Source organism: Corallococcus carmarthensis (assembly GCF_003611695.1).
Taxonomy (GTDB): domain Bacteria; phylum Myxococcota; class Myxococcia; order Myxococcales; family Myxococcaceae; genus Corallococcus; species Corallococcus carmarthensis.
Window position 1 is genome coordinate 1 of sequence record NZ_RAWE01000256.1, and the last position, 13,068, is coordinate 13,068.

The following is a 13,068-nucleotide window of genomic DNA, read 5'->3' on the forward strand; positions in this document are numbered from 1 at the left end:
GGGCGTCTGGGGGTGGGGCCCGCCTGCCTGCCCGCCGCTGACCGGCGTCCCGGTGCCCACCTTCCGGAAGGTCCCGTCCCCCTTCGCCCGAGGTGCGCCCATGTCCCAGGCCCACGAAACCGAAACCGAGAAGCAGGAGCGCCAGGCGCGGCGCCACGAAGCCCACGTCCGCGCCACCTACGCGGCGTTCATCCGCCACCTGTGCGAATTGAGCGCCCTGCCCTCCGCGCTCGCGGAGTCCGCCGCCGTGTCGGTGCTGAGCGCGCTGGAGCGCCGGCTCATGCCCAACGGGGCGCGCAACCTGGAGGCCCAGCTGCCGCGCCTGCTGGTGGAGTTCCTGCCGCCTCCGGAGGAGCGCCCCCCGCGCCCCCACCGCTTCGGCCGCGAGGAGTTCATCGCGTCCGTGGCGGAGGATCTCCAGATGCCCATGGACCAGTCGGAGCTGGTGGTCCGCGCGGTGCTGCGCGCCTTCCAGGACCAGATCACCGAAGGCGAGGCGGACAAGGTCGCCAGCAACCTCCCCTCGGACCTGCAGGCCCTCTGGCGCCTCACGCAGTAGGCGCCAGCAGGGCCATGACTCCTCTCTTGGAGCGCTACTCCGCGGGGCCGCTGCCCGCGCCGTCCCCGGTGGTGAACACCGGGGTGCCGCCGGGGAGGCTGGGGTCGTGCGGGAGGCTGCCGCGCGGGCTGCGCAGGTAGACGAACGGTGTGGCGAAGAGGAAGTTGCTCACGCGCGACGTGTAGATGTCCGCGTAGCGCTCCACCTGCCGCGCCAGGTGGCTCTTGTCGTTGCCAGCGCGGGTGAGCAGGCCCCAGTGCGGGTTGGACAGCTCACCGGCCGCGCGGGCCATGGGGCCCAGCTCCGCGTCCAGCGCCTCCAGCTCCGTGCGCAGCTCGGTGAGGCGGGTGACCAGCTCGCCTTCCGTGACGTCCGTGCGCGGCCCGTACTGATGGCGCCGCCGCTGGAGCTCCAGGCGGACCTGGCAGCTCTCCGCCTCCAGGTGCTCCTTCTTGAGCATGCGCTCGCCAATGCGCACCTCGGTGGCGCGGAAGGCGGCGATGGCGCGCACCTCGTCCTCCAGCTCGCGCAGGATGAGCGCGGTGCGCCAGCGCAGCACGTTCTTGGTGACGTGCACGTCGCCGAACATGTGGTCGCCCACGTAGAGGATTTCGTCGCCGGACAGGCCCAGGTGCCGCTCCAGCTCCAGCGCGCTGCCGCCGAAGTACGGCTTGTTCTTGTCCAGCGGTCCAGAGTGCGGCCGCAGCAGCGCCTCGCCATTGGCCTCCACCACCTCGAAGAGGGTGGAGCGGGTGGTGAAGAACTCGGGCTTGCGCGCGCTGACGATGACGACGTCGAAGAGCTGGCGCCAGGTCATGCCTTCGGGCAGGTGCCGGTCGAAGGCGAAGTGCATCATGGGCTCCGTGTAGGCCCACTCGCTGTTGGTGATGAGCAGCAGCTTCTTGCCGGCGTTCTTCTGGTCCAGCAGCGCGAGCGGCGTCTCCGGGTCGTCGATGACGTAGCGCTCGGGGTCCGCGATGATCTCCGCCTTGAGGCGCCCCTGCATGTGCGTGGCGTCCAGGTTCTTGCGCACGTGCTCGTAGAGGTCCGCGTAGCCCATGGGGCCGGGGAGCTGGCCTGCGTCCAGGCGGTCCACGAGCTGCGCGTAGATGCAGGCCTCGGAGAGGGAGAAGAGCGTGTTGAGGAACACCCAGCGCCGGTCCGCCAGGTCGATGACGGTGCGGTTGTAGGCCTCGCGTTGGGACTCGAAGCCCATGGGGAGGCTGCCGTGGAGGGCCTTCTTCACGAAGCCGAAGCGGTTGGCCTTGAGGAGGTTGCCCTTGGCGGTGTCGATGATGAGGCCGCGGATGGCGAGCATCGGGTCGAACGTCAGGTCAGCGACGGGCCAGCCCTGCTCCACCAGGCGGTCGCGAATGTATTCGTACGCGCGGCGTTCCCACGCCTCCACGCGGTAGTGGATGAGCGTGTAGTCCATGTCGTAGCCCACGGCCTTGATGGCACGCATGTTGAGCGTGCGGTTGCAGAACAGGCCGCGTTCGGGCGGGGGACCGGAGAATTGAGGACGCATGGGAGCAAGGCTTGCCAAGGCTGACGCTCAAAGTCGAGTGGCCCGTGTGCCCGAGTCGTTTCGTGGGCAGGCCCGGGGTCGTCCAGGTGTCGGAAAGATGGGATACAGGTGACGCACGCGAAGCGGCCGGCCGCGGGCGGGACCAGAGAGCGGAAGACATGTCGGGAATGACGCGGCGGTGCGGTGCGGCCCTGGCGGCGGTGGTGGTGCTGGCGGCGGGCGTGGCGGGGGCGGAGGAATGGGAGACGGTGGCCACGACGCCCTTTCTCATCAAGGTGCGGCCCCGTCCGGGGACGAAGGCGAAGGACATCTGGGCGGAAGGCGAGCTCAAGGCGAGCGCGGCGCAGGTGCAGACGGCGCTGGAGGACCAGGAGTCGTACCGGCTCTTCATGCCGTACGTGAAGGAGTCGCGGGTGGTGCGGCCCACGGACGACGGCGGGCGGCTCACGTACACGCGGCTGGACCTGCCGGTGGTGTCCTCGCGCGACTACATCTGCCACGTGGTGACGGAGTCGAAGGTCGCGCCGGACGGGACGGGCGTGTACCAGCAGCGCTGGAAGGCGGAGCCGGACGCGTTCCCGGCCCGGCGTGACGTGGTGCGCCTGCGGCTGAACGAGGGCAGCTGGAAGGTGGCGCCGAAGGACGAGGGGACGTCCTGGGTCGTCTACAAGTTCACGGTGGATCCCGGGGGTTCCGTCCCGGGGTTCCTGGCCAGCGTGGGGCAGAATGACGCGGTGGTGGACACGCTGCGCGCGGTGGAGAAGCGGGCGAAGACGATGACCGTGGAGCCGCCTCCCGCGAAGTAGGGGATGGAGGCAGGCGGGCCGGGTGTTCCCTCCGGACGCCATGGCTGACAACTCCAAGATTGAGTGGACGGACGCGACGTGGAACCCCGTGCGCGGCTGCGTGAAGCTGAGCCCCGGGTGCAAGCACTGCTACGCGGAGACCTTCGCGGAGCGGTTCCGGGGCGTGCCGGGCCACCCGTACGAGCAGGGCTTCGACCTGAAGCTGATTCCGGGGAAGCTCGCCGAGCCGCTGCGCTGGAAGGTGGCCAAGCGCGTGTTCGTGAACTCGATGAGCGACCTGTTCCTGGACGACGTCCCGGAGGCGTACATCGAGGCGGTGGCGCGGGTGGTGGCGCTGGCGGACTGGCACACGTTCCAGGTGCTGACGAAGCGCGCGGAGCGGATGCAGCGGCTGTTGTCCACGCGGCTGGCGTTCGCGGCGAGGCTGCCGAACGTGTGGTGGGGCGTGAGCGTGGAGGACCGGCGCTACGGCCTGCCGCGAGTGAAGCACCTGCAGGCCACGCCCGCGCGGGTGCGGTTCCTGTCCATTGAACCGCTGCTGGAGGACCTGGGCCCGGTGGACTTCACGGGCGTGGACGGCGTGATTGTGGGAGGCGAGAGCGGCGCGAAGGCGAGGCCGCTGGACCCCGAGTGGGTGCGTTCAGTGCGCGAGCAGTGTGACGCGGCGGGCGTGGCCTTCTTCTTCAAGCAGTGGGGAGGCAAGCGCAAGGCGGCGGCGGGGCGGGTGCTGGATGGGCGCACGTACGACGCGCTTCCCCGGAGCTCGGTGGCTCCGTTCCCCGAAGATGCCCGGCGTCTGCGCCTGCTGGAGGAGGCCGAAGCGCTGGCGGCCCCGTGGCTGTCGCCGCCAGCCATGGCGGTGGGGGGCGTGATCAGCGCCGCCGCTTCAACTTGAAGAAGTCGATGAGCGCCTTGAGCTTGGGCGCCAACTGGGTCCGGCTCGGGTAGTAGAGGAAGAAGCCGGGGAGGGTGGCGGAGTACGGTTCGAGCACGCGCACGAGCCGCTTCTCCGCGAGCAGCTTCCGGACGCGGCTCTCCGGGACGTAGGCGAGCCCCAGCCCGGCGACAGCGGCCTCCAGCACCAGCTCCGCGTCATCGAACACCACGCGGCCCTCGACCGCGACCTCGATGCGCTTTCCGCCGTCGGTGAGGCCCCAGCGGAGGAGGCCGCCGGTGGTCCGGCTGCGGTAGTTGATGCAGTCATGGTCGCGCAGGTCGCGAGGGTGCTTCGGCTTGCCGCGGTTCGAGAAGTACGACGGCGAGCCCACCACGTGCATGACGATGTCTCCGCTCACGGGGATGGCGATCATCTCGCGCTCCACGTGTTCGCCGACGCGGAAGCCCGCGTCGAAGCCCTGCTGCACGATGTCGATGAACGCGTCGTCCAGGTGGATGTCCACGCGGATGTCGGGATGGGTGGTGAGGAACTCCGCGAGCCGGGGACCGAGCACCTCCTGGTAGCCGTAGCGAGGCAGGGTCAGGCGAAGGAGTCCGGAGGGCCGGTCGCGAAGCTCGCCGATGGACTCGAAGGCGTCCTGCACGCCGTGCATCGCGGGCCCGAGCCGCTCGAGGAAATGCGAGCCGGCTTCGGTGAGTCCCACGCTGCGGGTGGTGCGTTGAAGGAGCCGTACGCCGACGCGTTCCTCGAGGGCCCGGAGGCTCTGGCTCACCGCGGAGGGAGTGACCTGGAGCTCCGCGGCGGCGGCGGTGAAGCTCTTCCGGCGAGCCACCGCGAGGAACGCCATGAGGCCGGAGAGGTCGTCGCGCATTCCTTAGCGTAGCTACAAAGTGCATCCAGTGACGACGCGTTTCGGACCGGAGGCCGCGGGCGTACTTCATGGGCCACGGAGGCAGTCATGAGCGCACAGGGCAAGGTCTGGTTCGTCACGGGTTCGTCGTCGGGGTTCGGCCGGAGCATCGTGGAAGAGGTCATCGCGAGAGGGGAACGCGTGGTCGCGACGGCGAGGGATCCGCGCACGCTGGAGGACCTGGTGGCCCGGGCACCGGACCGGGTGCTCGCGGTCCGGTTGGACGTGACGAAGGAGGAGCAGGTCCAGGAGTCCATCGCGGCGGCGCTGAAGCGCTTTGGTGCCATCGACGTGCTGGTGAACAACGCGGGCTACTCGTTGTTGGGGGCGGTGGAGGAGACGAGCGACGCGGAGCTGCGAGCGGCGTTCGAGCCGCTGTTCTTCGGCGCGGTGGCGATGACGCGGGCGGTGCTGCCGCACATGAGGGAGCGGCGGACGGGCATCCTCGTTCAGCTCACGAGCGTCGCCGGGCTGGTCACGTACCCGGGCGTGGGTGCGTACAGCGCGGCCAAGCACGCGCTGGAGGGCTTGTCCGAAGCGCTCGCGAAGGAGGTCGCGCCGTTCGGCGTGAAGGTGCTCCTCGTGGAGCCGGGCATGTTCCGCACGAGCCTGCTGGGCCCGTCGTTCCGGCCGATGCCGGAGCTGGCGGCCTACGCTGAGACGGTGGGCCCGATGCGCGCCTACGTGGTGCAGTCCGCCGGCACACAGCCCGGGGACCCCGTGAAGGCCGCGAAGGCCATCGTGGCCGCCGTGGCCGCGGGGGCCCCGACGCTGCGGCTGTTCCTGGGACCGGACGCTCCCGGAGCCATCCGCGAGAAGCTCGCGCAGGTGTTGGAGGACGTGAACCGCACGGAGCAGATCGCGCTGTCGACGGGGTTCTAGGTCGATAGTTCTGTCGGACTCGCCGACTATGACCGGGGCTGCTCCCCACTCGGGGACGCAGCCAGGAGTCGCGAGCGATGGAATGCCGCCGGTGGGTGGTGCTGTGGCTGGGGCTCCTTCCCGCACTGGGAGGGGCCGCCCCATCTCCTGGCTCGGAGGACTCACCGGGCGCTGAACGCTCGGTGTACTCGCTGATGCGGCTGGAGGTGACGACCCTCACGCTGCTGCCACGTACGTGGGCAGGCGCGGATGAGGGCTTCGCCCAGGTCGAGCCCACGCTCATCCTCGACGGTGGCCCGGAGCTAGGCGTCAGCCTGGGCGCTCCCGTGCGGTTGCGACTGTGGGGCGGCGAAAAAGGCGCAGGCCGTTTCCGGCGCGAGGACTGGGACAGTCTCTCCGACTGGGGCCAACTCGTGCGTGCCCTCAAGCTGGGCTCGGACCAGTCGCCCGTCGGTGTCTGGTTGGGAGCCCTGGGGGACTACAGCCTGCTGTCGGCGCATCTGGTGCGTCGCTACTCCAACCGGACGAACCCCGACTACCACCCGGCGGGAGGCTTCCTCACGGGCACCCTGGGCCCGCTCTACACAGAAGCCTTCGTCTCGGATGTGCTGGGCGCGCGGTTGATGGGCGCGGAGCTCGCGCTGGATGTGCAGCACCTCCTCTTCGGCCGGGGCCGCGAAGCCGGGCGCTACACGCTCGCCGTCTCCGCCGTGCATGACTGGGGACGTGCCGGAGGACGTGCGCCCGGGGTGACGCTGGCACACGTGGACGGAACGGCCGTGGTGCTGACGCGTCCGGGCCTTGAAGCGCACCTGCTGATGGGATGGGGAGGGCGGCCAGGTGAAGGAGGTGCATGGGGCGCGGTGGTAGGGGCTGGCGCGGACGCGGTGACACCCACGCTGGACCTGTCGCTGCGGCTGGAGGTGCGCAGGCAGCACGGAGGCTTCCGGCAGGGCTTCTTCGGACCGGACTACGAACTGGCCCGCTTCCAAGCGGCGGGGCCGGTCGGCGCGCCACTGGCGACGGCTTCCTTCCCGGACGGCTACTCCCTCCAGGGCGAGGCGCGGGCAGGTTGGGATGCCGTGAGCTACGGCGGGCTGCAACGGCACCTGGCCTTGTCGCTGAGCGTGGAGGCCTTCTCCTGGGGCCGCGTGGACGTGGACGGCCGGGTGGCGGTGCAATTGCTGGGACGCGACCTGGAAGTGGCGCTGAAGGGCTTGGGGATGGGCCTGGGGCAGCCCGGAGCCCGCTACCTGGGAGCGGCGGAAGCGCGCTGGCGGGTCTTCGCGGGAAAGCTCTACGTGATGGGCACGGGTGGCACGCTGCTGTTCCCGGAAGGGGACGGAACGCTCCGGCCTGGGGCCTTCGTTTCGGCGGGCCTGGGGGTGGACAGTGCGCGCTGAGGCTCTGTGGGTGTGCCTGGCCGTGCTCGTCACCGGATGCACACCGCTGCGGCCCGTGTCTGGCAGGAGCCTGAGCTACACGACACGCACGGTCGCGGTTGAAGCATCCCCTGAAGCATCCTCGCGCGCAGCCGTCGTCGAGCCCGCTGACGAGGTGCAGCGGCTGCACCGTCGCAAGGCCCTCCGCCAAGAGGGATCGGGCGCGAGTCCAGGCCGTGTGGCCGTGGCCGCGAGTCCGGTACCCCGGGAGGATGTCTGGGAGAAGTTGCTGACGGACGCAGGCCTGGAAGAGGGAGACGAACGCCCCCTGCCAGGAGGGCCGCTCACTTCCATGCAGGCGGCGCGGCTCCTGACGCTGTTGCTGCGCAAGCCAGTGACGCTCGGAACCTTCCCCGCGCGCATGGCCGTGGGCCACGTGTTGCGCGAGGTGCTGGCGGAAGGTGCGGTGTCGCGTGACGACCTGTCACGCAGGGTGGAGCGCTTCAGGCGGGTCGCGGTGCTGCGGCCAGATGGCTACCTGGCCTGGGTATGGAATGGCCGCACGCAGCAGAAGGCGGGGACGGTGGAGTGGAAGGACGGCGCGTTCCGGGCAGGCCCGTTCGAACTGGGCCGCTTCTACGCGAGCAACGGCTTCGTCTTCCAACTCGCGGACGAGCAGATGGCGCCAGTGAACGGCCCGGTGTTCGTCGAGGTGTACGACGACGCGGACATCCTCGGCCGGACCCTGGACGGAGCGGAAGCCGCGGTCGTGAAGCTGGCGCTCGCGTTGGGGAAGTTCTTCACGTACCCGCTGGACAGCGTCGCCGCGTTGAAGGACCTGCCAGCGGGAGTGGCCGCGCTCCTCGCGTCATCGCCCGAGTACTTCGAGCGCTTCCGGTTCATGTCCCGAGGCGAGCAGATGCGCACCGTGGCCGAGCTGGCCACGAACCTGCTCCTGACGACAGGCTCCGCGACAGCCGCGACGCGCACGGTGACAGGAGCCCTGACGGGCGCCGAGGCAACGGTGCCCGTCCTATCGCTGTCCGCGCAAGGAGCGCTCGCCTTCGAGCGTGTCGCGGTCCCCGCAGGCCGCGCGGCCTCCGTCCTGGGGGGAGGGCCGGGGGCGGCCATCGTCCTCCAGCGTGCATCCACGGCGACGCAGGGGGGAGCACCCTCCAAGGGCCCAGGCCAGTGGGGGCCCGTGAAGGAGTCCATGAAGCCTCGTGCCCGGCGCTACCAGGAGCAGATCACGGGGCACTCCGCGGATGAGGCGTACTGGGTGGGTGGCACCAGCACGCAAGCGGGAGGCGTGAAGTTCGACGGTTTCAAGGACGGCGTGCTACTGGAGGCCAAGGGGCCCGGCTACGCGAAGTTCTTCGACGGTCTGGAGCCCAAAGAGTGGTTCAAGAACTCAGGAGCGGTTGACCTTGCTGATCAAGCAAGGCGCCAGAGTAAAAGGGTTCAAGGCATGGGCATCTTGATTGAGTGGCACGTGGCGGAGGCCGAGGCAGCCCGTGCCATTGAGTTTCTGCTGAAGCGCGAAAATATCAGCGGCATCAAGGTCGTCCCCACCCCTGCACGATGAGGAGAACCGCGTGACCGTAAGCTCCGAGGCCACAGCCTGGCCTGAGACATATTACGCAGGCGCCTATTGGGGACCGCGCAAGGAATCTCCTGAGGAGTGCGCCCGGCGCGCTGCGGACTTCCTCAACCTGCTCTCCCCATACGACCCGCTCTTGACGACATGGTACAAGCCCACCCGGTCTCTCAAGGACGTACGCAAACACCCACTGATGCCACCTGACGTCGCCACGCTCGCCGAGTTGTTTCGGCGTGGTGTGAATCGCGAGAAGGGAGGGCCAGTCTTCGAGGATCTCGGCTTCCGCTTCCTGTCTGGGAATGGCGGCCTGGGGACTGACAGTGTGCACCTGAACACCGTTTGTGGAGGTTATAGCGGGGTCAACACCAATCTCTGTCTCATGTCCTTTCCGAGCAAAGGGGCTCCTAGGGAGCGGCTGTTGTCAGTGCCCGTGTTGAGCGGCGTGCTTCGAAGCATGGCGCTCGCATTCGACCCGGATTGGGCTGTTGCCGGATCCGACGAATACCGCAAATTGATGAACGCGGACTCAACCGCAGGAGCGTTCGTCGGCTGGGTCACGTATCAGTCGCGACGCCGTGGGACGGTGCCACCGCTTCCCGCTCCGGTCCGCATCGAGCCGGTTGAGGACAAGGGTGCACTCATCATCCTCGCGCCAGAGCGCATCTCCGCGAGGAACCCCGAGCACGTCGAGCAGGGCCACCGTATCGGAGCGCTGCTGGCCAAGGCCGGCCTCATGCGGCCTGTCATGCCCTGACCCGCGTGGGTTGATCAAATCGAAGGAAACCGCACCCCTGGCAGGACGAGCAGTCGCGTTCCCTCCGCGTCCTGGAGTTCCAGCGTATAGACACCACGAGCTTCCTGGGGCTCTGCTTCGGCTTCCACGATGATCTGGGAGGTTCCGCCTTCGGTATCGGGAGCCACCTCCGCCACTTCCACGACCCTCAAGGTCTGATGATTCGGACTGCTGAGGCTCGCCCTGGCGATCTTGCCGGACAGTGGCGTCGGCCCGGAGAACTCCAACTGCACCGCGACCCGGCTCGCGGAGCGGAAGCCCCTGACCTGGAACTCCGCGCCCAAGAGCCCCTTCAATGCCAATGGCTTGACTCCCCTTTGATCCAGGATCTTCTCGGAGAGCAGCGCCGCCAGTCCCACATCGGGACAGACCTGCTCGGGAAGCGGAGTGGCTGCATCGGCGGACATCCCTCCATCCGCGGCGGCCAGAAACGGAAGCAAGAACAGGAGCACGTGTCCTCCTATTCGTCGTATCGCCACACACTCCGCACGGACATCAGGTTGGGCACGATCGCGGTGTTCTCGTCTCCCCCTTCACTGCGAGGAACGCCCCGCGTGCTGTCGTCGAGGAACCAGAGCTCGATACAGACGGGAAATGTTTCACCTGTCTTCTTCTGACGCAGTTGGGTGAACCGACCGTAGACCCGCTTGGAGCCGACATAAATCGTACCGGTCAGCATGGAACCCCACTGCACACGTCCCTCGCCGCCTTGCGTGTACACAGCGGCACGTCCCTCGCGGACCGTGACGAATCCAGCGTCGCTCGTGCTCGGATCGAACACGCCGGACCACTGTCTTCCGCTGATCTTCAGCTTCTTCATCACTGCCCGCACATCCTCCGGACAGTCTTCCGCGGGAGGCGTGGGCCGATCCACCAGGGGCGCGCTGGCACACGCCATTCCCGCCATGCAGGACGCAATCGCCGCAGTCTTGAGGGTGCGGCCAATCTTCGGAGACGGCGGGACAGAAGGCTTTGTCGTCACGGGAGAGGGTTCCTCTTTTTTCGGCGCCACCACGGAGGCGGCGGTCGCCAACGCGGCGACAGGAACACTGTGCGGGCGGTCCGGCGCGCTCGCCAGTTTATGACCAACTGGGGCGGAAACAGTCTCCAGGACCTCTGGGGTTGTATGACGAGTCCAGCCCCGAAAGAGGACCTCCCAGGTCCCAGGTCCCGCCAGTAGCAATCCCAGGCACACCGCCACCGCCACCCAGACCCAGGTCGGGAACCGGCGCGGCACCACCACCGCGGGAGCAGGCCGGGGCGCGGGCGTCAGGTACGGCTGATCCGGCCACACCGGACGCCGGATCTGATTCGGTGTGCCCGGAATCTCATCAAAGAGGTGCGCCTCGAACTCCGCCGCCTCACCGGACAGCAGCCCCCGCATCAGCTCCGAGTGCGCCGCATCGCCTGTGCGGGGCCGCTGCTCCGGCTCCTTCTCCAGCAGCCGCAGGATGGCCCGCGACAGGGTCTCCGGCACCTGCGGGTTGATGCCCCGAGGCGACGGCGGCAGCCGCTCCGTGATGGCCACCGACAGCAGCTCCGGCTCCTGCCCGGGCGGGAACGGGTAGTGCCCCGTCACTGCCCGGTACAGGCACACGCCCAGGGCATACAGGTCATCCGCTTCGCTGTACGGATAGCGCAGCTCCGGCTGCCTCCAGTGGCGCTGCTGGAAGCGGATGGCCTCCGGACTGCGCAGATGCAGCGTGCCCGGGGGCAGGGTGGTGGTCGTGAGCGTCGTGGCCCCCGTCTGGTCCCCGGCCCCGAAGTCGATCAACACCGGCACCTGCCCCCGCGTGCGGATCAACAGGTGCTCCGGCTTGAGGTCCCGGTGCAGCACTCCCCGTGCGTGCAACACCCCCAGCGTCATCGCCACCGAGCCCCCCACCATGGCCACCTGCCGGAACGTCGGGTTGACCGTCTCCGCCCAGGTGTGGAGCGCCATCCCCTCCACGCAGTCCATGACGAAGTACGGCAGCCCTTCCACCGGGTCCGGCCACCGCCCCGTGGCATGCACCCGCACGACGTTCGGGTGCCACGCCCGGTCCAGGAGCAGCGCCATCTCCCGCAGCGCCCGGGCTGGATCCGGATGCAGCGACAGCTTGAGCGCGAAGCTCCGCCCCGGCGCGTCCAGCGGCTCCACCCTGTAGACGGCGCCGTACCCGCCTACCCCCAGCGTCCCCAGCACGCGCCAGCGCCCCACCACCGCGCCGGGCTGGAGCGCCGCCGGGAACACCTGTGACCCTTCCAGACCCATGGACTCCCAGCGTCGCATGAAGTCCACTCAACCTGGAAGGTCACCTGGCACGGACGCCGGACGGAAACCCGGGATCATGTGCTCTCACGTCAGGAAGTCTCACCCCGGGACCCGCGCGGAATGCTCCCAGCGGAATCAGTCGGCGGTGACTGAAATGTGACATGCGCCAGGTCACGGAACGAGCGGGGTGTGTCAGACGGATTTGGTGTATTGAGCCGCGTCTCATCGCAGCACCTCCCCCCATTCAGGAGTCCCTGATGCGTCTTGGCTCAGCCCTTCTCGCCGTGAGCATGCTCGCCGGTTGCGGTGGTGGTCTCGAAACCGAAACCACCCCCGAGTCCGTTACCTCCACCCCGTCCGTCGAGCAGCAGCAGGCGCCCATCCTCACGCAGACGAACGTCGACGTGGCCATCGAGTGCTCCGGCATCCTCGAGTTCGCGAACACGGCGTCGTACGCGATTCTCGACCGCTACCTGCCCAGCAACGTGGTCACCAACATCGTGAACCGCCGCGCCACCGCGCCGTTCACGTCCCTGGCGGACCTGGGCTCCGTGCCGCTCGTCGGCCCGGCCCGGCTCAAGCAGATTGAAGGCGGCGCCCGGACCCTGGACTACATCGACGCGGACTGCGTCGGCATCCTGGACGGCATCGCCATCTCCCGTGACGACCAGACCGCCATCGTGGCGCTGGTGAACAGCATCGACGACTCGGAGCTGCACGACGTCCTGCCGGACGCGTGGAACGGCGCCGTGAACCTGCTCAACACCCGCCCCTTCACCACCGCGCAGCAGATCGCCGACACGGCGGGCATCGGTGACGTGAGCTTCCGCAACATCCGCAACTCCGCCACCCTGAGCCGCCCCCTGGAGGCGCTCTTCGCCGCGGTGAACGCCATCCCCAGCAACGGCTCCTATGGCGCCGTCACCAAGCGCCACTTCGACTGGTGGAACATCGCGTCCGCCGGCCACTACTACCGTGACGACAAGACCTGCTTCGGCCTGGAGCCGAGCAGCGTCCCGTCCGGCGCCGCCATCCGCCCGAACCTGGCGGACGCCGCCGAGGTGCGCACCGCGGTCCAGAACGCCGTCGCCTACGTCAACGGCAACACCCTCATCCCCGCCGCGGTCCGCACCGCGGGCTTCGCGAACCTGGACGCGCTGACCCAGGGCCGCTCCTTCAAGGGCTGCATCATCACCTACGAGAACGACCCCTGGAGCCGCAACACCGTCCACATCTACGTGGACACCGTGACCGGCTTCAGCGTGATGACCGAGACCTGGTGGGCGGAGTAATCCTCCCCACCTGACGTCCCGCCGTCCCGAAGCCCCGGGTTCCCTCCAAGGAGCCCGGGGCTTTGTCGTGTCCGGAAGCAGGCAGCCCCCTGGCGGGCAGGCCCCCCACCACCCCCGGTGCGGGAAGGAAACCGTGCATCCCCGCGTGTCTATGGGTATAGACA

The 13,068-nt window shown here is 68.7% G+C and carries 12 protein-coding genes; 8 read left to right on the plus strand and 4 right to left on the minus strand.

Annotated elements, in window-relative coordinates; all coding sequences use genetic code 11:
- Window positions 1–559 (plus strand): DUF2267 domain-containing protein (locus D7X32_RS38755; RefSeq protein WP_208752686.1); only part of this gene is annotated, 559 nt, incomplete at its 5' end.
- A gap of 34 nt (window positions 560–593) precedes the next feature.
- On the opposite strand, the gene D7X32_RS38760 is transcribed toward D7X32_RS38755, so the two are convergent.
- A complete protein-coding gene (locus D7X32_RS38760; RefSeq protein WP_120607554.1) occupies window positions 594–2,087 on the minus strand; it encodes an HAD-IG family 5'-nucleotidase in 1,494 nt (497 codons plus the stop codon).
- 158 nt (window positions 2,088–2,245) lie between these two features.
- Here D7X32_RS38760 and D7X32_RS38765 point away from each other — a divergent pair, with 158 nt between their 5' ends.
- Together D7X32_RS38765 and D7X32_RS38770 are read left to right on the plus strand one after the other, a co-directional pair.
- Window positions 2,246–2,893 carry an SRPBCC family protein gene (locus D7X32_RS38765; protein WP_120607555.1) on the plus strand — a complete coding sequence of 216 codons (648 nt, stop codon included), beginning with the start codon at window positions 2,246–2,248 and terminating at the stop codon, window positions 2,891–2,893.
- 40 nt (window positions 2,894–2,933) lie between these two features.
- Window positions 2,934–3,788 (plus strand): DUF5131 family protein, encoded by an 855-nt coding sequence (locus D7X32_RS38770; RefSeq protein ID WP_120607563.1) that lies wholly within the window; start codon window positions 2,934–2,936, stop codon window positions 3,786–3,788.
- On the opposite strand, the gene D7X32_RS38775 is transcribed toward D7X32_RS38770, so the two are convergent.
- Window positions 3,766–4,662: a LysR family transcriptional regulator gene (locus D7X32_RS38775; protein ID WP_120607556.1), complete on the minus strand. Its 897-nt coding sequence runs from the start codon at window positions 4,660–4,662 to the stop codon at window positions 3,766–3,768. The genes D7X32_RS38770 and D7X32_RS38775 overlap by 23 nt on opposite strands.
- Window positions 4,663–4,749: 87 nt before the next feature.
- Between D7X32_RS38775 and D7X32_RS38780 the strand changes: the two genes are divergently transcribed.
- From D7X32_RS38780 to D7X32_RS38795, 4 genes are all read left to right on the plus strand, one after another.
- Window positions 4,750–5,583, plus strand: coding sequence for an oxidoreductase (locus D7X32_RS38780; RefSeq protein WP_120607557.1), 834 nt, complete (start codon window positions 4,750–4,752; stop codon window positions 5,581–5,583).
- A gap of 77 nt (window positions 5,584–5,660) precedes the next feature.
- Window positions 5,661–6,986: a hypothetical protein gene (locus D7X32_RS38785; RefSeq protein ID WP_439329044.1), complete on the plus strand. Its 1,326-nt coding sequence runs from the start codon at window positions 5,661–5,663 to the stop codon at window positions 6,984–6,986.
- Window positions 6,987–7,251: 265 nt separating this feature from the next.
- Window positions 7,252–8,550, plus strand: coding sequence for a Tox-REase-5 domain-containing protein (locus D7X32_RS38790; protein WP_244239425.1), 1,299 nt, complete (start codon window positions 7,252–7,254; stop codon window positions 8,548–8,550).
- A 10-nt stretch (window positions 8,551–8,560) separates the two neighbouring features.
- Window positions 8,561–9,319, plus strand: coding sequence for an immunity 52 family protein (locus D7X32_RS38795; RefSeq protein ID WP_120607559.1), 759 nt, complete (start codon window positions 8,561–8,563; stop codon window positions 9,317–9,319).
- A gap of 14 nt (window positions 9,320–9,333) precedes the next feature.
- Here D7X32_RS38795 and D7X32_RS38800 read toward each other — a convergent pair whose 3' ends face one another.
- Together D7X32_RS38800 and D7X32_RS38805 are read right to left on the minus strand one after the other, a co-directional pair.
- Window positions 9,334–9,810: a DUF2381 family protein gene (locus tag D7X32_RS38800; RefSeq protein WP_120607560.1), complete on the minus strand. Its 477-nt coding sequence runs from the start codon at window positions 9,808–9,810 to the stop codon at window positions 9,334–9,336.
- Between the two features lie 8 nt (window positions 9,811–9,818).
- A complete protein-coding gene (locus D7X32_RS38805; RefSeq protein WP_120607561.1) occupies window positions 9,819–11,630 on the minus strand; it encodes a serine/threonine protein kinase in 1,812 nt (603 codons plus the stop codon).
- Between the two features lie 239 nt (window positions 11,631–11,869).
- On the opposite strand from D7X32_RS38805, the gene D7X32_RS38810 reads away from it, so the two are divergent.
- Window positions 11,870–12,904 carry a helix-hairpin-helix domain-containing protein gene (locus D7X32_RS38810; RefSeq protein WP_120607562.1) on the plus strand — a complete coding sequence of 345 codons (1,035 nt, stop codon included), beginning with the start codon at window positions 11,870–11,872 and terminating at the stop codon, window positions 12,902–12,904.
- Window positions 12,905–13,068 lie beyond the last annotated feature (164 nt).

What these genes read in the sequence shown, in the direction of transcription:
- D7X32_RS38760 (WP_120607554.1), bottom strand. Translation starts at nt 2,087, where the DNA reads ATGCGTCCTCAATTCTCCGGTCCCCCGCCCGAACGCGGCCTGTTCTGC.
- D7X32_RS38810 (WP_120607562.1), top strand. Translation starts at nt 11,870, where the DNA reads ATGCGTCTTGGCTCAGCCCTTCTCGCCGTGAGCATGCTCGCCGGTTGC.
- D7X32_RS38785 (WP_439329044.1), top strand. Translation starts at nt 5,661, where the DNA reads ATGGAATGCCGCCGGTGGGTGGTGCTGTGGCTGGGGCTCCTTCCCGCA.
- D7X32_RS38770 (WP_120607563.1), top strand. Translation starts at nt 2,934, where the DNA reads ATGGCTGACAACTCCAAGATTGAGTGGACGGACGCGACGTGGAACCCC.
- D7X32_RS38780 (WP_120607557.1), top strand. Translation starts at nt 4,750, where the DNA reads ATGAGCGCACAGGGCAAGGTCTGGTTCGTCACGGGTTCGTCGTCGGGG.
- D7X32_RS38765 (WP_120607555.1), top strand. Translation starts at nt 2,246, where the DNA reads ATGTCGGGAATGACGCGGCGGTGCGGTGCGGCCCTGGCGGCGGTGGTG.
- D7X32_RS38805 (WP_120607561.1), bottom strand. Translation starts at nt 11,630, where the DNA reads ATGCGACGCTGGGAGTCCATGGGTCTGGAAGGGTCACAGGTGTTCCCG.
- D7X32_RS38775 (WP_120607556.1), bottom strand. Translation starts at nt 4,662, where the DNA reads ATGCGCGACGACCTCTCCGGCCTCATGGCGTTCCTCGCGGTGGCTCGC.